Origin of the sequence: Micromonospora vinacea (genome assembly GCF_015751785.1) — a bacterium.
In the GTDB taxonomy this organism is placed as follows: domain Bacteria; phylum Actinomycetota; class Actinomycetes; order Mycobacteriales; family Micromonosporaceae; genus Micromonospora; species Micromonospora vinacea.
This window is the reverse complement of sequence record NZ_JADOTY010000001.1, coordinates 4,611,869-4,629,638: the sequence shown is the minus strand read 5'-3', so window position 1 is coordinate 4,629,638 and position 17,770 is coordinate 4,611,869. Positions and strand designations below refer to the sequence as shown.

Genomic DNA, 17,770 nt, shown 5'->3' with positions numbered 1-17,770 from the left:
AGGGCGCTGTGTGGGGCTGGCTGGGCACGGCGTACCCAACAGATGCTCGACATGGTCAAGAGGAGGCTCTCGCACTGCGCTCACTCGGTGGCCAGCGGAACCGGCTGCCCTTGCCTCGCTTCGAGGACCACCCGCTGGCGCAGAGGTTGAGCCAGGTTCAGAGTGGCAGTTCGCGTGTAGCCGGCAAGCGTGCATACCTCGTTGGTGGCATGAGGCTGGGCGATGACGATGACGACGACCCCGTTGACCGATTCGACCGCCTCAGCGTGGTAGTCGGCACCGCAAGGTCTCGTTGCCGGTCCCCGAGTGCCGGTGAAGGTGACAGTCAACCGGGTACCAGCCCTGGCACCGGTGGCTGATTCGATGGAGATGCCAGGTGGGGAGTTCCATGGCGGCGGTGTCACAGTAACGGTGGCAGAACCACGCGCGTTGCTGACCGCCTGGTCATAGCGGGTCAGGGCCTCGCCCGCTTGCTGGCGCATCTCGCCCAAGCTCTCACCCTTGGGTAGCACACCCTCGTGCGGGTTGTTCACCTCGGAGCTGCAGCCACCCAACACTGCCGCTGCCGCGGCCCAGAACAGCCAGCGGCGTCGGACCACCATTGCGCCACCTCCGCAGCTCATGTCGAAGCTCATCGCTGCGGACCTGCCGCAGCAATCAGTGGCCTCGATCCCAGCGGAGGAAGCATGACAGCAGTTGCCTGAACTCGTGCGGGTGCTCGATCGCCGGCACGTGCCCGCATCGGCCGAACACGTGCAGACGGACATCGGCCAGGTGTTCGAGCAGGGGCGGGGCTGCCGTCCCGAGGGGCGTGACTCGGTCGTCGGCGCCGTGAACGAGCAGCACGGGCGCGCGCACCGCGGCCAGCGTTCCTGCCGAAAGGGTGAGATCGTCGACCCATCGCGCCCTGGGTGGAGGGAACAACGACGCGAATGCGGCCGCCCCCTCTCGCATCGCGGTTGCACGGGCATCGACTGCCGAATCGGTCACGAGTGCCTGGTCGAGGACGAGGCGACTCAGCATGTCTCGTGCCCCGAGTGGGCCGGCGGGGGCGGCCCAGACCGCGTCGAGTTCGGCCGACAGCGGCGCCCCGGGGGCGCCCATCGTCGCGACCGCCACGACACGGGTGACCTGCTGGGGGCGCGCGGCCGCCAAGGCCAGCGCCACGGCACCGCCCATGGAGTGACCCACCACGGCGTAGTGCTCGATACCGAGAGCGTCCATCAGGCCCGCGGCCTGCTCCGTCCACAGCCGGAGCCCACCCCTGGAGCCTTCCGGGACAGGTGTACGGCCGAACCCCGCCTGGTCAGGAGCCACCAGGTGCAAGGACGTGCCCAGCGCCTGCGCTGTCGCTGCCCAGGCGCCGGACCCGGTCGTGCCGGGTCCGGAGCCGTGCAGCATCAGCACCGCGGGCCCGGTGCCGCTCTCCAGGAGGTGGACGGGAGAGCCGTCGACTGTGACTGTGCGAAGTGCCGTCACCGGGGCAGGCCGGGTGTGCTCATGCCGATGCGGGGTCGACCGACTTCGAGAAGAGCTCCATCATCGCCCTGCCGAACTGCGGCATGTCGGGCCATCCCCGGCAGGAGACGAGGTTGCCGTCCACGACGTCGGGAGCGTCGATGACCGTCGCGCCCGCGTTCTCCATGTCACCGGTGATGGGCGGGAAGCACGCCGTCTTTCGACCCTTCAGCAGCCCGTAGACCGCTGGCACCTGCGCGCCGTGGCACACCAGCGCGATGGGGAGGTTGCGCGCGAAGAAGTGCTCGGTGATGCGCCTGACGTCGGCGTCGACCCGGATCCACTCGGGGGCACGTCCCCCGGGGATGATGAGGGCGTCATAGCGCTCGACGTCGACCTCGGCCCAGGGCACGTCGACCGGCAGCTTCCGGCCGTTCTTCTCCACGTAGGCGTCGGAGTTGGGGTCGAACTCGTGGATGACCAGTTGCACGTCACGCATCGTCCGTGACGAGACGTCGACGTCCCAGCCGCCCTCCTGCACGCGATAGTAGGGATACATGGTGTCGAGCTCCTCGGCGGCGTCGCCGGTCAGGAGCAGCGCTCTGGGCACCTGCTTCTCCTCGCATGTCGGTGGCGGGTGAGGTGGATCCAATCCGATCTGATCGATCGGGGTCAGCATTCCTCGGCCCGGTCCGCCCGTCAAGCCTCTACCGCTATTGCGCCCACGCCCTCGACCTCGTCGAAGAATCGTCGGAAACGCTCGCCGGACCGCAGGATGTGTCGACGCATTGCGTAGGCGGCGGCGTCGGGGTCACGCGCGGCGATCGCGGCCACAACGTCCTCGTGCTCGGCCATGGCCAGGTGAGTGACCTGGGTGTCGTGGTGAAGCCGGAAGAGGTGCACGTGGCTGTGCAGGCGAGCGAGCGCTTCCCGGATGACCTGGTTCTCGGCGCTCAGGGCGACGAGATCGTGAAACGCGGCGTCGCGTAGCCCGAAGGCGCCGTAGGCCATCGGGCCCTTGCCCTCCTCCAGCTCCGCCATCTCCTCCAGCATTCGTCGCAGGCCGGCCACCTGCTCGGAGGATGCGCGTTCGGCGGATCTGCGTGCCGCTGCCGGCTCGAGGAGCAGGCGGACCTCGAGCATGTCCTCGAATCGGTGACGGGTGATCTGTGGTGGGATGCGGTAGCCGGCATGGGGAACACGCACGACCAGACCCTCGGCCTCCATGCGGTTCAGAGCGTCTCGGATCGGCGTCTGCGAGACCCCCAGCTCTCGCGCCAGGACGTCGATCGTGACGCGGGAGCCAGGCTCGATCCGTAGCGACATCAGCTGTCCGAGCAGCGTGTCGTACACCTCGTCGGCAAGCCGGCCGCCGGATCTTCCCGGCGGCGTTCCGCCCGTCACGGCCCTACGGCCCCGCGCGTTCATCGCTTCGTCGTCCATCGTGACGTGAGGTCCCTTCTTGCGCCTTCGCGAACCTATTGACACCAGTCACCACACTGCGGCATGCTGACGCCCCCACGCGATCGTATAGGAAAAGCGACGGACGTCCGCCATCTGCACCATCGCGGAACCGCCCGCCACCGCCCTACTTCGGTCGCCTGGAGCTCCCACGAGCATGCTCGACGTCCCGCTCGGTTCGTCACCGGGCCGCAGCTGGGCCGAAGGACCTTTCGACGGCATGAAGACCCGGCGCATCGCGGCGCACTCGTGACGCCGGCCCGCGGGTCGGCCCACGCGACAGCCCGGCAACACGCCTGAACCACCCAGCAACTGCTCGGCGAAGCACATAGCGAGGCTCTAGAAGTCCCCACCCCAGAAAGCAGGCCAGAAGATGCGGTATCCACAGCGAACAGGACGAATGTCCATACGCGGTCGAAAGGTGCAGCTGGCGACGGCGGCCATGCTGCTGGTGGCCACGACCGTGGCGGCTTGCGGTGACGGCAAGGACGACGGCGCGAAGGCGAGCGCCCCGAAGGCGCCGGCGACCATCCCGGAGCTCACCACGGCCCCGCAGACCCTCAGCTTCATCTGGTTCGACTGGCCCCCCGCCCAGGCACTGGAAGCCTTCGCGAACACGGAGTACAAGAAGGAACGGCCGAACGCGACCATCAAGGTCAACACCGTGCCGAACGCGAACTGGCACGACGCGATGTTCACCCAGTTCGCCGCGCGCAAGACCGACTTCGACATCGCGATCCTGGATTCCCAACACATCGGCGAGGCCGTGACGAACGGCAACATCCTCGACCTCACCGACTTCGTCAAAGAGAACATCGACGTCAACGCCTACAACCCGTACCTCCTGGCGGCCTACGGCCAGTTCCCCCAGGCGGAGACCGGCAAGCGCGACGAGAACGCCAGCCTGTACGGACTTCCGCTGCTCGGCGACACCTGGACGATGATCTACCGCAAGGACCTGATCGGCGACAAGCCACCGCAGACCTGGGACCAGATGATCGCGGCCGCCGAGAAGTGCCAGGCGGACAACCCCGGCGTCAGCGGGCTGGCCTTCCACCAGGCGAACGGCTCCGACGCCGCGGCCGTCACCTACAACACGGTCAACGGCGTCTACGGCGGCAACCTCTGGGACTCCAAGTCGCGCAAGATCGACGGCGTCCTCAACGACGCTGCGGGCCAGGAGGCGATGGACGTCCTGGTCAACAAGATGAAGCCGCTGACCGCCAAGGGCTCCGGCAACTGGTTCATCGACGAGGTGAACGCGGCGGTCGCCCAGGGCAAGGCATGCATCGCGTTCAACTGGATCGCCGCGAGCGGCGGCCTGCTCGATCCGAAGCAGTCGACACTCGGCACCACGCGGAAGCAGATTCTCGACAAGCTGGGTTTCGCCACCCTTCCGAGCCAGAAGACGAACCTGGTCCCTCTCGGCGGTATGGGCATGCACGTGTCGGCCTACTCCTCCAAGGAAAAGCAGGCCGAGGCCCTGAACTTCATGAAGTGGTTCGAGCGGGCTGACGTCCAGAAGAAGTGGGCCGCGGCCGGTGGGGTGCCATCGCGTACGGACGCCCTGGAGTCGCCCGAGTTCCTCAACGCCGGGCCGTTCAACCAGGTGTACACCGACTCGGTTCCGCGGATGCGGGACATGTGGAACGTGCCCGAGTACGCGCGCCTCGTCGACATCGAGAACACCAACGTGAACGCGGCTCTCAACGGCGCGAAGAAGCCGAAGGATGCGCTCGACGACATCGCCAAGGAGCAGCAGAGCGTGCTCGACTCGAGCAGCCGCAAGGGCGGCGGCGGACTGTGAGTGACGCCGTCCCTCTGACGACCGACCACCCCGGGCAGGTGGCATCCGCGCCGCCACCTGCCCGGGGTCGGTCCCGCCGGCTGAGCGACCGCGGGCTCGCCGTTGCCTTCATCTCCCCCGCGATGCTGCTGTTGCTCGCCATGTCGGTGTTCCCGTTGCTGTGGGCGTTGTACCTGTCCTTCACCGACTACTCGGCCACCCGCGGGGGGCCCGCCAATTTCATCGGGTTCGGGAACTACACCGCCATCCTGACGTCGGCGCAGGTCCACACGAGGGCCCTGACGACGTTGATCTACGTGGTCGGCGCGGTCGGCCTGCAGACCGTGCTCGGTTTCGGCATCGCCTACCTGATCTCACGGCGCACGCACGGCCGAGGAGTGCTGACCACCCTGTTCCTGGTTCCGATGATGCTGTCGCCGGTCGTGGTCGGGCTGTTCTGGCGATTCATGCTCGACGCGCAGTTCGGCGTGATCAACAGCATGCTCGGCTCGGTCGGTCTGGGGCAGGTGGAGTGGCTCACCCGGCAGCGGACGGCACTGCTGTCCCTGGTCGTGGTCGACACCTGGCAGTGGACGCCGTTCATCATGCTCATCGCACTTGCGGGCCTCACCGCGGTGCCCAAGTACCTCTACGAGGCCGCCTCGATCGACCGGGCGTCCGAGTGGTTCCGGTTCCGCACCATCACCCTTCCGCTGGTGTGGCCACTGCTGCTCATTGCCGTGATGTTCAGGGCCATCGAGGCCTTCCGGCTGTTCGACCTCGTCTACATCCTCACCAACGGAGGCCCGGGTGTCTCCACCGAGACGTTGTCGTTCCACATCTACAAGGTCGCGTTCCTGGGCTTCAACACCGGAACCGCCTCGGCGTACGGGATTCTCATGGTCCTCGTCGTCATCGTCCTCACGCAGCTCTACCTGCGCTACCTGAACAAGCTCAAGGAGGGCTGATGGCCGTCTCCGTCGACGAGGCCGTGTCCGCGGGTCCTGCCCGGGATCACACGCCTCCCGCGCGCCGATTTCGCGGCCGGGGCCGCTCCGCGCTGGAGGTCGCGCTGCTGACCGTACTGGCCGTCGTGATGCTCTTTCCGGTGCTGTGGATGATCGAGACGTCCATCAAGGAGAACCGTGACGTCTACGCCATCCCGGCGAAGTTCTTCGACTTCGACGTCACTCTGGACCACTTCAAGGACGTGTTCGTCGCCCCGGACGGTGGTCGCTCGGCCTTGTCCGTCTCGTTCCTCAACTCGGTGGTGGTCGCCGGGGTCTCCACGGTGCTCGCCACCGTGCTGGGGGTCCCGGCGGCCTGGGCCTACTCACGCTTCGCCGTGAAGGCCAAGAAGGACCAACTGTTCTTCATCCTGTCCACCCGCTTCATGCCGCCCGTGGTGGTCGTGATCCCGATCTTCCTCATGTACCGCCAGGCCGGACTCATCGACAGCAAGCTCGGCCTGATCCTCATCTACGCCGCGTTCAACGTCCCGTTCACGATCTGGATGATGAAGGGGTTCGTCGACGAGGTGCCCGCGGAGTACGAGGACGCCGCCATGCTCGACGGCTACACCCGTCTGCAGGCGTTCTGGCGATACACCCTGCCGCTGCTCGTACCCGGCATCGCCGCGACGGCGGTCTTCGCACTCATCTTCTCGTGGAACGAGTTCGTGTTCGCCACCTTCCTCACCTCCAGCGACAGCGTGCGGACGGCCCCACCCGCCATCGCCGGCCTCATCGGCGGCACCACTACGGACTGGGGTCTCGTGGCCGCCGCCTCCATGGTCTTCGCCCTACCGGTGCTCGTCTTCGCGTACCTGGTGCGCAAGCACCTCATCGCCGGTGTGACGCTCGGGGCGGTGCGACGCTGATGGCGGGCATCGAGGTGAGCGCCCTGCACAAGCGCTACCCGGACGGGACGGTCGCGGTTGACCACGTGGACCTGTCCATCGGCGACGGCGAGCTGTTCGTGATGCTCGGCCCTTCGGGTTGCGGCAAGACGACCACGCTGCGGGCCATAGCCGGCCTGGAGAGGCAGACGACGGGCGACATCCGCATCGGCGACACGCTGGTCAACGACCTGCCGCCCGCCGAGCGCGACATCGCCATGGTGTTCCAGTTCTACGCTCTCTACCCGCACCTGAAAACCCGCGACAACCTGGCGTTCCCACTGCGGGCCGAGGGGCTGCCCAAGCAGGAGGTGCACAAGCGGGTCGACGAGGCCGCCCGGCTGATGCGGCTCGGGCCGCTCCTGAACCGGCGACCCCGCCAGCTGTCCGGCGGGGAGCAGCAGCGCGTTGCGCTTGCTCGCGCCCTGGTACGACGACCGCGCGCATTCCTCATGGACGAACCGCTCACCAATCTGGACGCGGAGCTGAGGGCGGACATGCGCACGGAGATCAAGCACCTGCAGGGGGAACTGGGGGCGACGATGGTCTACGTCACCCACGACCAGGTCGAGGCGATGTCGCTCGGTCACCGAATCGCCATCCTCAACAAGGGCCGCGTCGAGCAGATCGGCACGCCGCTGGAGGTCTACGACCGCCCGGCGAGTCTGTTCTGCGCCGCGTTCATCGGCTCCCCGCCGATGAACCTCATCGAGGTGGAGGTGGCCGACGGGAAGCTGCGCGGTCAGGGCGGACTGGTCCTCACGCCACCGCCAGGCCTGCCGCGCGACCGTCACCTGGTCGCCGGCGTCCGGCCGGAGGCGCTGGAAGTCACCGCACCAGGGGCGGAACGCTCGGTCCCGGCCCGCGTGGTCTCGGCGGAGTGGCTGGGCGACGAAATCATCTACGTGGTCGACCACAGCGGCCAGCGCGACGTCCGGGTTCGGATGCCACCGACTGTCCGTTTCGCCGCTGACGCAACTGTCGGGCTGCGGCACACCGGCGGGACCCCGGCGGTCTACGACGTGAGCACGGAAGAACTGGTGGCCTGATGGGAACCGTGGCAGCGCAAGGGCTGTGCAAGTCCTTCGGCAAGGTCCAGGCCCTGGACGGGGTGACGCTGGACGTACCGGACGGCTCGTTCTTCGTCGTGCTCGGGCCCTCCGGGGCCGGCAAGACGACGACCCTGCGAGCGATCGCCGGCCTTGAGAAGCTTGACGCCGGATCGGTGCATCTGGACGGCAGGGACGCGACCGGTGACACCCCGGCCGCACGCGACCTGGCCATGGTCTTCCAGAGCTACGCCCTCTACCCGCGACACACGGTGTACGAGAACATCGCCTCACCGCTGCGGGCACGCCGCTGCTCGTCGAGTGAGATCGCCGCCGCCGTCGAGCAGATGTCGAACCTGCTACACATCGAACGTCTGCTGCAGCGTCGTCCCGCGCAGTTGTCGGGCGGTGAGATGCAGCGCGTCGCCCTGGCCCGGGCGCTGGTCCGGCGCCCGCGCGCGTTCCTCATGGACGAGCCGCTGACGAACCTCGACCTCAAACTCCGCGTCGAGATGCGCACCGAGCTCACCCGCATCCACCGGAGCCTCGGCGCGACCTTCGTCTACGTGACCAACGACCAGGTCGAGGCCCTGTCCATGGCCGACCAGGTCGCGGTCCTCAAGGAGGGGAAGGTGCAACAGGTCGGAACGCCGACCGAGGTGTATGAGCGTCCCGCCAACCAGTGGGTCGCCGGGTTCGTCGGGAGCCCGCCGATCAGCCTGCTCGCCTGCCACGCCGAGGGAGATCGTCTGATCGGTGCGGAAGGCTGGACGCTGCCGCGGCCCCGCTGGACCACGGCTGAGGACGGTCGTGCGCTGCTGCTGGGCCTGCGCGCGGAGGACCTGTCCGTCGAGCAGCGTGGGAACGCGTCGTTGTCGGGTGAGCTCTACGGGCTTGAGCCGCTCGGTGACCGGACGGTGGTCGACGTCCGGGTGGGGACGGAGATCCTCAAGGTCAAGGCACGCCCCACCGTCACCGGTACGCCGGGCGAGCAGCTGCATGTCACGGTCGACCTGGATCGTGCGCACCTGTTCGATGCGGGCACCGGGCTGTCGCTGTCCGAGGCTGGGCGGTAAACGAACCGGGCGGCGACGGCACCATGCGCCCGCACGTGGCAATCAAGCCTCGGCGGACCGTCACCAGTGGACACGGCCTGACGACGCTGAGACGGCCGTGGCCCGAGAAGGCGATCGGTGGCGCCCTCCGTTCACGCGCACAGCGCGTTTGTTGAGGCACGCCGGACATCACCAGAAAGATCACAGGAGGCGACGCGATGAGTGACCCGATGAACGTCCTGGCCCCCGAGCACCGGCGGCTCCGGATCGGCGACGCCTGGCGCGACGCCGCAAGCGGAGCCACCTTCGCCGTCGAGGACCCGGCCACCGGCAAGACCATCGCCGAGGTGGCGGACGCCGACGTCGTTGACGGGCTCGCCGCTCTGGACGCTGCGAGCACGGCAATGGCGCAGTGGGCGGCCACCCCGCCGCGGAAACGGTCAGAGTTGTTGACCGCGACGTACCGGGCGTTGACCGAGCGATCCGAGGAGGTCGCCCGGCTGATAACGCTCGAGATGGGCAAGCCGCTCGCCGAGGCTCGGGGTGAGGTGGCCTACGGCGCCGAGTTCTTCCGGTGGTTCGCCGAGGAAGCGGTGCGCGTCGAGGGGCGCTACAGCATTGCTCCCGCGGGTGGATACCGCATCCTCACCGTGCCGAAGCCGGTCGGACCGTGCGTCTTCGTGACGCCCTGGAACTTTCCGTTGGCCATGGGTGCCCGCAAGATCGCTCCTGCGCTGGCCGCGGGCTGCACGACGATCACCAAGCCAGCAGGCCAGACGCCACTCACCATGCTGTTCCTGGCCCGCATCATGGAGGAGGTCGGCGTTCCCCCGGGCGTCGTGAACGTGGTGACCACCAAGCGTTCCGGCGACGTGGTCTCCGCACTGCTGGCCGACAGTCGGACCCGCAAGCTTTCGTTCACCGGGTCGACCGAGGTCGGGCGCGTACTGCTCCGACAGGCTGCCGACAACGTGCTGCGCACCTCCATGGAACTGGGCGGCAACGCGGCCCTGATCGTGTGTGCCGACGCCGACCTGGACGTCGCGGTCGACGGTGCCATGGTGGCCAAGATGCGCAACATCGGGGAGTCCTGCATCGCGGCCAACCGGATCTACGTCGAGGAGCCGGTGCGCGAGGAGTTCACGGCGCGCTTCGCCGAGCGGATGGGCGCGCTTTCGATGGGCCATGGCCTCGACGACGGCGTGAACGTCGGGGCGTTGATCGACGAGGCCTCGGTCACCAAGATCGACGAGCTCGTCGCCGACGCGGTGGATCGCGGCGCCCGGGTCGTGGTGGGCGGTGAGCGTCCGGACGGGCCGGGCCACTTCTACCCGCCTACGGTCCTCGTCGACGTGCCCGAAGACGCGCGGATGCTGGAGGCGGAGATCTTCGGTCCGGTGGCGCCGATCATCTCGTTCACGTCCGACGACGAGGTGATGGCGAAGGCCAACGACACCGAGCACGGCCTGGCCGGATACATCTTCACCCGTGACCTCCAGCGGGCGCTCCGGTTCACCGAAGGGCTGGATACGGGGATGCTCGGCATCAACCGTGGCCTGATCTCGGACCCGTCTGCTCCGTTCGGAGGCGTGAAGCAGTCCGGGATCGGCAAGGAGGGGTCGCACGAGGGCATCCAGGAGTACCTCGACCTCACCTACGTGGCGATCGACCTACCATGACCGGCCTGCTGCTCCGGGCGTCCGGCGTGCGCGCCTGCGTCACCCGGGCGGCCAACCTCGCCGACGCCGTCCCGGTCCCGCAGGTGACCTGGACGTCCGCCCAGCACATCGCCGCCGACGCTCCGGAGAGGCACTGACATGCTTGAGACCGTCCGCGGACCACGCCAGCTGATAGTGGGCGAAGGGGTCGCGCAGAACATCCCACGAGTGGTGGCCGAGAGTGGCTCGCGAGTCCTCATCGTGACCGACCAGGTTCTACTGGGGCAGCCGGGCGTGGCCGGGATCGTGGCCGCGGTGCGGGAGAAGGTCGAGGCCGTCGAGGTGTTTTCCGACGCGACTCCAGACGTGCCACTCGCCGATGTCGCCCTGGCCGTCGCGGTCGCCGCCAAGGTGGACGCCGACGTGATCCTCGCCATCGGGGGCGGCACGGTGATCGACCTCGCGAAAATCGTCGGCGTCATCCGCCGTCACGGCGGGACGCCGCGCGACTACTACGGCGAGTCGAAGGTGCCGGGCCCGACGTTCCCTCTCGTCGCGGTCCCGACGACGTCAGGCACCGGTTCCGAGCTCACACCCGTCTCGGTGTTGACCGACCCGGACCGCGCACTGAAGGTGGGGGTTTCCAGCGTCCACATCGTGCCCGACTTCGCCATCGTCGACCCCGAACTCACCTACACCTGCCCTGCGAGCGTCACCGCCCACTCCGGCATCGACGCGTTTTGTCACGCTGTGGAGAGCTACACCGCGCGAGCCCGGGCCCACGGGCCGCGCGACCCGGTGGAGCAGGTGTTCCTCGGCCGCAACCCGATCACCGACCACTACGCGCTCCTGGCCGCCGAGCGGATCGCCCGTAGCCTGCGTCGTGCTGTCAGGGACGGAGGCGACACTGACGCCCGCGCGGACATGTCCTACGGGTCCATGCTCGCCGGGCTCGCCTTTTCCCACGCGGGCAACGCGGCCCCGCACGCTCTTCAATACCCGATCGGCGCGGCCACGCACACGCCGCACGGCCTGGGCGTCGGGCTGCTACTGCCCTACGCACTCGACGCGGCCAAAGATGCCATCGGCGACCGGTTGGCCATCCTCGCCAGAGTGTGCGGGCTCGACGTGACCGACGCCTCGGATACCGAGGCCGCAGACACGTTCCTCACCTGGCTCGACGGGCTCCTCGCCGACATCGGCATCCCTCCCACATTGGCGGACATCGGCGTGGCGCGCGCCGACCTCCCGCGCTTCGCGGAGATGGCCAGTGGCGTCACCCGCTTGATCCAGAACCATCCGGGCCCGACCGACACCGCCAGTCTGACCGCGATCCTCGAAGCGGCCTGGACCGGGGACCGGACCTGACACGTCCTGACTCCGAGCAGAGATAGTGGCCGGCGGATGGGTCCCGCGAGACTGGGCGCTCGGTGTCGCACGGACCGTTGATTGAAGAGATCACCTGCGGCACCATGATCGCGATGATTAAGCACCTGGACTGGGTTGACCGCTACGTCGCCGGGCAACAAGATCGGGTATGGCATGAGATGCGGCAGCTTGGCAGCCGCGTCCGTGAGCCAGCCTTCGCCCCTGAGGCGCAGGCGGTGTGCGACGAGATGGCGCGCCGGGTCCGGAGCAACATCGAAACCCTGGTCGCGCGTCTGAGCGAGCAGGGCTACCGATTCCACGAGAACGACGACGACCAGACCCCGACGGAGCCATACACGCCACCCGACCCGAAGGCGGAAGAGCTCCTTCACTGGCTGGAACAGCGTCTCGGCCCCCTCCCGATGGTGCTGTCGTCGTGGGTCCGCATCGTGGGCGACGTGTGGCTGGTCGGAACACATCCGCAATGGCCCAGTTCCGCAGCGGCCGACCCGCTCGTGTTGGAGTTGGCGGGTTCCCGCTACCCGAACAGCGACATCCGCGAGTACTTCGCGGAAGAGATCGAGGCGTGGCAGGAAGACCAGGACGAGCCATTCCTACTGCCCGTCGCGCCCGACCACTTCCACAAGGACAACGTCAGCGGCGGTGGCCCCTACGGCATCATCCTCCCCGACGCATCCGCCGACGCGTACTTCGTGGGCGAGGCCCGCATGCCCCTGGTGGCCTACCTGAACTGGACCTTCAGGCACGGCGGCTTTCCCCGACCCACCGCCGACCAAGCACAGTGGCAAGTCATCCACCAGCTGAGAAAAGGCCTCCACCGCCTCTGACGAACGCAGGCGACGCCTTCCCGAGCGCAACCCGAACCACAGACGGCACAAGTGCTGGGTGGCTCCCCGGCGCTTCGTGGCCGCTCGCAGCCATCGGCGCACCAGTTGCCCTGCCCCGCTGATCAGCCCCGCCTCCTCGACTGCACCACCGAGCCTCAGCATCGGTTGTCCAACTCGATAGTGGCTCTCGTTCAAGGCGCAGTTGGCCGATGTGCTGGCTGGTCTGCTTCACGAGGGCGGCGAAGCGGCGGCTGGATTCGGACCGACGACCCTTGACCCCCAGGACGACTCGCCACACGTCCACACACACCGGGGCACCGGCTACTTCCACATAGCTGTGGCGGCCGTTGGCGTCATGCGGGGGTCAGGCTGGGCTCAGAGATCTGTGCCAGAATCGGCCGATGCCCCTGATTCCAGGCCATGAGGACGACCCCTTGGTCGATGGGGCGTACCTGATAGACGAGCCACTTTTCTGGGCGAGCCACTTGTTGCAATGCACCAACGGCGTCGAAGAGCCGCTGTGTGCGGGATTTGGGGTCAGCAAGGCCGACCTGTTGCAGTTTTTCGAACGGGTCAGCGCTGAGCGCCAGTGGCCAGCGCTGTCAGTCCCGCTCCCGGCAGGGCACGTGCTTCATGTCTTGTACCGCAACCTTCCCGGGGAAGGAGGGTACGACTATCTGCTGCACCATCCTGACTGGAAGGCGACGGTTCCCCTGGCAAGGGTCGAAGGTTGCTTCAGGGGGCCCGGACTGTGCTGGCCAGAGTTGCTCGCCGTCGCGCATAAGGCGGCCGAAGCCGGATCGGCGCCGCGCCTTGACCCTCACACTTTCCTTCTGTTGTTGCCGATCATGAGTGACGCGGACCTCCCCTTGGACGCGGACGACGTCCTCGCTGCGATGTTGACCGCCTGCGGCGCCGCTGGAGAGACCGGGGTGCTCGCTCGGATCCTCCTTGAGGAGCAGGGCTGCTGGGGTCCGCAGCACTGGACTCTGACCCCGGCCGGGCGGATCAGCGAGACCAGGTACGCGTTCCGCCGCCCTGGGGCCATGTCGTCAGACATGCTGGCTCAGGTCAGTTTGCTGCTGGAGCCCAGTGGCAACGCCTGACAACCGCGCTGCTGCGGCGGATCTCTGAGGAAGGCCGGGATTCGGGGTGGAGCCCCAGATCTTTGACCGTGTCGTCCACGGGTGTCCGTCGTGATCGTCACCCGGTCTGTCACTCACTGGCTCCGGGCCGCCCCGGTTCTGCTGTCCGCCGTTCCTCACGGTGTGGTTGCATGCTGGGGGCGGTCCTTATGCTGACCCACCGCCCCGGTGGGTCACAGGCCGGTTCGCCCGTCGATGCACTCGCGCAGGAGGTCGGCGTGGCCAGCGTGCCGCGCATACTCCTCGATCACGTGGACAAGCACGTCGCGCGTGGCGTGGCTGCCACCGTCGACCGACACCTCGCGGCCCAGGTCGGCCTCCTCCAGGGCGTCGAGCCATTCGTCCGCCTTGGCGATCTCGGCCTTCCAGGTTGCGAAGGCGTCCTTCACCAGGGCTGGGTCGGAAACCGCGCCCCCGAAGTCCCAATCCGGCTCGTCCTCACGCTGGTAAAGGCGCGGTGCGTCGGTCCGCCCTTGCAGCACACGCTGGAACCAGTCGTTCTCCATCTGAGCCAGGTGGCGGATCAGGCCGAGCAAGCTCAGGGTGCTGGGCGGTACCGAGCGTCGGCCGAGCTGCTCGGCGTCCAGTCCGTCGCACTTCATCTCTACGGTCAGACGGTAGTTGCCGAGGTATTCCCTGTAGGTCGCCTTTTCGCCGACGGGCTGACCGAAGGTCCTGGGGTCGTCCCCGGGGGCGGTCCACAGTTTGCTCACGGCGCCACCCAATCGCGGGCGGAGCGCACCAGTCAAGCGAGTTGCGGTGCCCCAACTTCGACGGCCGCTCTCACAACGCCGCACTGATTCCACCGTGCCATCCCGTCGCAGTCACGACGCGCCTCGCATCCAGCTCCAGGCCCAGGGCTCGGTGCTCGTCGGCCAAATAACTGGTCCCACCCGTTCGACCGGGGCTGGTAGCGTGCGCCGGACATGAAGATCATGGGGGAAACATCGATGAACCGAACTCGACTTGTCCTGACTGGCATGGCCGTTGCGGCGGCGATCGCGATGTCCGGCTGCGATCCGCAGCCCGAATCTGAGAGCACCGCAACCTCGCCGTCCCCGGCAGCCTTGAGCGCCGCCCCGACCAGCGCTGCGGCCACCGCCGCAACCAGCGACGCGGCCACAGTGAAGGCCTGCACCGACATCAAGAAGGACATCAAGGACAACGCGGCCAAGGTCACCAAGGCCGAGAAAATCGGCCCGCCAGCCGGGCATTTCGCGGTCAGCGCCCAATGGGCCGCCGGCTCGGTCGCGATCCTGGCGCACTCGCTGGGCGCCAACGAGGCAGTCACCGCCGCCTCCGAAAAAATCCAGAACGAGATGATGGGCCTGAGCGACGCGTACAACAAGTCCGCCGACGCCAAGCCCAGCAAGAAGACCCTTGAAGCTGCCATCAAGGAGCTGGACACCGCCTGCTCGGCCGCCTGACCGGTTCGACCACGCAATCGGCGGTGACCCTCACCTGGAGGGTCACCGCCGATTCGCATGTCCGTGCGGCCTGGGGCACCTGGGTGAGCCTCTGAAGCAACCCACGGTCAGCCTGCGCGACGCCCAGCGAGCGACCGCGAAGAGCGGCGCGTCCTCCGGCGAGCAGACACGCCACCGGCTCTCCCGCGCCGGCAACCGGCAACCGGGTGCTGCACATCATGACCACCGTCCAACCACGCAACCCCAACCGAAGGACGCGCCTACGTCGACCCGACGAAGACCACCGGCAAGACATCGATGGAGGCGATGCGCGCGCTGAAACGACGCCTGTCCGACATCGTCTACCGGTGCATGATCAGCGACGCGGTGGCCACGGCGGCGGGCTCCACGCGACTTGCACCACTTCGCGCATGGCGGATACAGCGGAATCCCGACGATCCGGCTGAGCCGGGACCGTAGCTGCTCAGCAAGTCAGGACCAGCACGAGGGCCATAAGATTCACTTCTATGGTCCGCACCACGCCTCCGCGTCCCCTGGACATCACCGCGTTATTCCCCGAACTGCGGGAACATTCCACCACGGCTACCCGCCTGCATCCCCGACCTGGCGCTCCGACCGTTACGGATAGCTCCGTCGGCGGACCGCTACTGTGGCCGGCCGACGAGGTATGGCCGGTCTGCGACGACGCCGGGGCGCACGAGCCATGGGGCCTGACGACCCTGGCCGCCCTGCACCGCAGGCGGGAGATCCTCGCGACCGCAGAAGCCCGGGAGCCGTTGCCGGGCGGGGACTTCTTGACTGTGGAGGAGCGGGCCGAGCTCGATGCGGCCGATGCTCTGGACTTAGACGACCTGATCGAGGACCCCATCCCGTTGGTCCCGGTCGCGCAACTGTACCGACGCGATATCCCGGACTACGCCGGTCCGGACGGCACCGACCTGCTCCAGGTGCTGTGGTGCCCGGTGGACCACTCGGACCGGCACTACAGCCCTCGCGTCTTCCTCTACTGGCGCGACAGTTCCGCCGTCGGCCCGCTACTCGAAGCTCCTCCCGAGCCGCCGGTGATCAGCGACATGTACCTGCCGGTTCCGTGCGTGGTGCATCCCGAGCAGGTCCGCGAGTACCAATACTCCGATCTGTTCCCCGATGACCTACGCGAACGGCTCGACGAGTGGGATGACGGCCAAGGCGATAGCCGTCCCCACTACCAGAGCGACTTGTCGCTGGCGCCGGGATGGAAGGTCGGCGGGTACGCGAACTGGTCACTGACCGATCCGTACCCGATGGACTGTGCTGGCTGCGGCACCACGATGACCTTGATTCTCACCGTGGATTCGGGCGACTGGAACGGCATGCATTGCAGCTGGCGCCCGTCCGAGGAGAACCCGACCGCGTCGCCAGACATCGTCGGTGTGCAAATTGGGCGCGGCTACTCGCTGTACGCCTTTCGCTGCCCCGAATCATTCGATCATCCCCCGGCCACGGCTGTGCAGTGACGCGGCCCCTCCCGCCCACCATCCAGTGGGGAGTCGCTCGCCCTCAAGGGCGAGGATCCACAACACCCCACCGGCCCACCCGGGGAACGTTAGTGGACACCGCACTAGGGGTCGACGCAGTACTCCGCGACCGGGGGCGTCCGACGGTTCGCCGACACCACCCTGCCGATCCACTGGAAGGGACTGAGTTGCATCCCCCGGGGCCTGAGCTGGCAGATCCGGCCGCCTGCCAGCTCACTCGGGGCCATGCTCTCCATCCTGGGTGGATAGCCGGTCGAGGCGACGATCGCGTAGCCGTCGTTGACGCTCACCACGAGCACGGAGCGTTCCGTCTTCGTGCCGGCGTCTTCGAGGTTCATCCGCGTCAGACCGTCCACCACACGCCCGACGGCGATCCGGGACAAGCTGTAGCGGGGCCAACCGGACGCGGCTAGCCCTTCCTCGACGACCAGAGCCGCGAGCACGATGGCCGCGACGATCGCGATGCCCCGGCGATGCGGCGCCAGCCGGCGCCGGGCCCAGATCCACCCGAGACTCACCAGGAAGGCGATGAGCTGCAACAGCAGGTAGTTCAACGGAACGAAGATCGCGAAGCCGGCGGCGAGGCCGGCCGCCGCCCAGTTGGTGGCACGGAGGGTCCAGCCCAGCCAGCCGCGTTGCCGGGCGAGGTAGACGAGCGACGCCGCGATGGTCGGCAGGAACAGCGGCAGCAGCAGCGCCATCAGGCCGAGCGGGTTCCCCTCCTGCACGATCGAACGGAGGAGGACGTGCTGACCGGTCAACGACAGCAGGAGCAGCACCAGCAGCAGCGGGAGCGCCGTCAGTACGGCCGGCATCAGGTCGTCGGCCACGCTCGTCCGATCCGGGCCGTAGCTGACGGTACTGCTGCTGACGCTGCTCCTGTTGCTGATGCTGCTGTCGACGTACACGTCACCGGCGGCGTGGACGTGCATCGTCCTGGGCGCGTCGCCGCCCGCCTGAGCCGTGGATCCGGCTCGGCGTCGCCTGCGCCGTGGCCTGGGAGCTGGCATCACGCGAAGGTACCGAGCTTCGCCGGCGCCGTTCCTGTTGTGTCGTCCATGCGATCCATGCCGGGCGGACTCGCCGGCCGGCGGAACAGCC

18 protein-coding genes are annotated in these 17,770 nt (G+C 67.8%); 12 read left to right on the top strand and 6 right to left on the bottom strand.

Annotated elements, in window-relative coordinates; all coding sequences use genetic code 11:
- Positions 1-80 precede the first annotated feature (80 nt).
- From IW249_RS21815 to IW249_RS21800, 4 genes are all read right to left on the bottom strand, one after another.
- Entirely contained in the window at positions 81-635 is a 555-nt protein-coding gene (locus IW249_RS21815) for a hypothetical protein (RefSeq protein ID WP_196922450.1), read from the bottom strand.
- A 22-nt stretch (positions 636-657) separates the two neighbouring features.
- Positions 658-1,401: an alpha/beta fold hydrolase gene (locus tag IW249_RS21810; RefSeq protein ID WP_231393879.1), complete on the bottom strand. Its 744-nt coding sequence runs from the start codon at positions 1,399-1,401 to the stop codon at positions 658-660.
- A gap of 97 nt (positions 1,402-1,498) precedes the next feature.
- A complete protein-coding gene (locus IW249_RS21805; RefSeq protein WP_231392606.1) occupies positions 1,499-2,137 on the bottom strand; it encodes a DJ-1/PfpI family protein in 639 nt (212 codons plus the stop codon).
- Between the two features lie 20 nt (positions 2,138-2,157).
- The gene (locus IW249_RS21800) at positions 2,158-2,901 is read right to left on the bottom strand and encodes a GntR family transcriptional regulator (RefSeq protein ID WP_196922448.1); all 744 of its coding nucleotides are present in this window, start codon (positions 2,899-2,901) and stop codon (positions 2,158-2,160) included.
- Between the two features lie 439 nt (positions 2,902-3,340).
- Between IW249_RS21800 and IW249_RS21795 the strand changes: the two genes are divergently transcribed.
- The 10 genes from IW249_RS21795 (at position 3,341) to IW249_RS21750 (ending at position 13,686) form a co-directional block, all read left to right on the top strand.
- On the top strand, positions 3,341-4,726 hold the full coding sequence (locus tag IW249_RS21795) for an extracellular solute-binding protein (RefSeq protein WP_307788665.1): 1,386 nt from the start codon (positions 3,341-3,343) through the stop codon (positions 4,724-4,726).
- Positions 4,727-4,764: 38 nt separating this feature from the next.
- A complete protein-coding gene (locus IW249_RS21790) occupies positions 4,765-5,673 on the top strand; it encodes a carbohydrate ABC transporter permease (RefSeq protein WP_307788664.1) in 909 nt (302 codons plus the stop codon).
- The gene (locus IW249_RS21785) at positions 5,673-6,584 is read left to right on the top strand and encodes a carbohydrate ABC transporter permease (protein WP_196922445.1); all 912 of its coding nucleotides are present in this window, start codon (positions 5,673-5,675) and stop codon (positions 6,582-6,584) included. The genes IW249_RS21790 and IW249_RS21785 overlap by 1 nt, the downstream gene beginning before the upstream one ends.
- Positions 6,584-7,651 carry an ABC transporter ATP-binding protein gene (locus IW249_RS21780; protein WP_196922444.1) on the top strand — a complete coding sequence of 356 codons (1,068 nt, stop codon included), beginning with the start codon at positions 6,584-6,586 and terminating at the stop codon, positions 7,649-7,651. Before IW249_RS21785 ends, IW249_RS21780 begins: the two co-directional genes overlap by 1 nt.
- Positions 7,651-8,727 carry an ABC transporter ATP-binding protein gene (locus tag IW249_RS21775; protein WP_196922443.1) on the top strand — a complete coding sequence of 359 codons (1,077 nt, stop codon included), beginning with the start codon at positions 7,651-7,653 and terminating at the stop codon, positions 8,725-8,727. The genes IW249_RS21780 and IW249_RS21775 overlap by 1 nt, the downstream gene beginning before the upstream one ends.
- Positions 8,728-8,924: 197 nt before the next feature.
- Complete coding sequence (locus IW249_RS21770; protein WP_196922442.1) at positions 8,925-10,385, top strand: NAD-dependent succinate-semialdehyde dehydrogenase; 1,461 nt, start codon at positions 8,925-8,927, stop codon at positions 10,383-10,385.
- Complete coding sequence (locus IW249_RS21765; protein WP_196922441.1) at positions 10,382-10,522, top strand: hypothetical protein; 141 nt, start codon at positions 10,382-10,384, stop codon at positions 10,520-10,522. The genes IW249_RS21770 and IW249_RS21765 overlap by 4 nt, the downstream gene beginning before the upstream one ends.
- Position 10,523: 1 nt before the next feature.
- Positions 10,524-11,732, top strand: a complete 1,209-nt coding sequence (locus tag IW249_RS21760) for an iron-containing alcohol dehydrogenase (protein ID WP_196922440.1) — start codon at positions 10,524-10,526, stop codon at positions 11,730-11,732.
- Positions 11,733-11,794: 62 nt separating this feature from the next.
- Positions 11,795-12,580: a hypothetical protein gene (locus IW249_RS21755; protein WP_196922439.1), complete on the top strand. Its 786-nt coding sequence runs from the start codon at positions 11,795-11,797 to the stop codon at positions 12,578-12,580.
- 401 nt (positions 12,581-12,981) lie between these two features.
- On the top strand, positions 12,982-13,686 hold the full coding sequence (locus IW249_RS21750) for a hypothetical protein (RefSeq protein WP_196922438.1): 705 nt from the start codon (positions 12,982-12,984) through the stop codon (positions 13,684-13,686).
- A 212-nt stretch (positions 13,687-13,898) separates the two neighbouring features.
- On the opposite strand, the gene IW249_RS21745 is transcribed toward IW249_RS21750, so the two are convergent.
- Positions 13,899-14,438 (bottom strand): DinB family protein, encoded by a 540-nt coding sequence (locus IW249_RS21745; protein WP_307788663.1) that lies wholly within the window; start codon positions 14,436-14,438, stop codon positions 13,899-13,901.
- Positions 14,439-14,651: 213 nt separating this feature from the next.
- Here IW249_RS21745 and IW249_RS21740 point away from each other — a divergent pair, with 213 nt between their 5' ends.
- Together IW249_RS21740 and IW249_RS21735 are read left to right on the top strand one after the other, a co-directional pair.
- Positions 14,652-15,152 carry a hypothetical protein gene (locus IW249_RS21740; RefSeq protein WP_196922437.1) on the top strand — a complete coding sequence of 167 codons (501 nt, stop codon included), beginning with the start codon at positions 14,652-14,654 and terminating at the stop codon, positions 15,150-15,152.
- A 506-nt stretch (positions 15,153-15,658) separates the two neighbouring features.
- Positions 15,659-16,648: a hypothetical protein gene (locus IW249_RS21735; RefSeq protein WP_196922436.1), complete on the top strand. Its 990-nt coding sequence runs from the start codon at positions 15,659-15,661 to the stop codon at positions 16,646-16,648.
- Positions 16,649-16,752: 104 nt separating this feature from the next.
- Here the strand turns inward: IW249_RS21735 and IW249_RS21730 are convergent, their stop codons facing one another.
- Positions 16,753-17,679, bottom strand: a complete 927-nt coding sequence (locus IW249_RS21730; protein WP_196922435.1) for a hypothetical protein — start codon at positions 17,677-17,679, stop codon at positions 16,753-16,755.
- Positions 17,680-17,770 lie beyond the last annotated feature (91 nt).

Coding starts and splice junctions, on each gene's coding strand:
- IW249_RS21765 (WP_196922441.1), top strand. CDS start 10,382: ATGACCGGCCTGCTGCTCCGGGCGTCCGGCGTGCGCGCCTGCGTCACC.
- IW249_RS21780 (WP_196922444.1), top strand. CDS start 6,584: ATGGCGGGCATCGAGGTGAGCGCCCTGCACAAGCGCTACCCGGACGGG.
- IW249_RS21760 (WP_196922440.1), top strand. CDS start 10,524: ATGCTTGAGACCGTCCGCGGACCACGCCAGCTGATAGTGGGCGAAGGG.
- IW249_RS21785 (WP_196922445.1), top strand. CDS start 5,673: ATGGCCGTCTCCGTCGACGAGGCCGTGTCCGCGGGTCCTGCCCGGGAT.
- IW249_RS21730 (WP_196922435.1), bottom strand. CDS start 17,679: ATGCCAGCTCCCAGGCCACGGCGCAGGCGACGCCGAGCCGGATCCACG.
- IW249_RS21805 (WP_231392606.1), bottom strand. CDS start 2,137: ATGCTGACCCCGATCGATCAGATCGGATTGGATCCACCTCACCCGCCA.
- IW249_RS21740 (WP_196922437.1), top strand. CDS start 14,652: ATGAAGATCATGGGGGAAACATCGATGAACCGAACTCGACTTGTCCTG.
- IW249_RS21815 (WP_196922450.1), bottom strand. CDS start 635: ATGAGCTTCGACATGAGCTGCGGAGGTGGCGCAATGGTGGTCCGACGC.
- IW249_RS21800 (WP_196922448.1), bottom strand. CDS start 2,901: ATGGACGACGAAGCGATGAACGCGCGGGGCCGTAGGGCCGTGACGGGC.
- IW249_RS21775 (WP_196922443.1), top strand. CDS start 7,651: ATGGGAACCGTGGCAGCGCAAGGGCTGTGCAAGTCCTTCGGCAAGGTC.
- IW249_RS21770 (WP_196922442.1), top strand. CDS start 8,925: ATGAGTGACCCGATGAACGTCCTGGCCCCCGAGCACCGGCGGCTCCGG.
- IW249_RS21735 (WP_196922436.1), top strand. CDS start 15,659: ATGGTCCGCACCACGCCTCCGCGTCCCCTGGACATCACCGCGTTATTC.
- IW249_RS21810 (WP_231393879.1), bottom strand. CDS start 1,401: ATGCTGCACGGCTCCGGACCCGGCACGACCGGGTCCGGCGCCTGGGCA.
- IW249_RS21750 (WP_196922438.1), top strand. CDS start 12,982: ATGCCCCTGATTCCAGGCCATGAGGACGACCCCTTGGTCGATGGGGCG.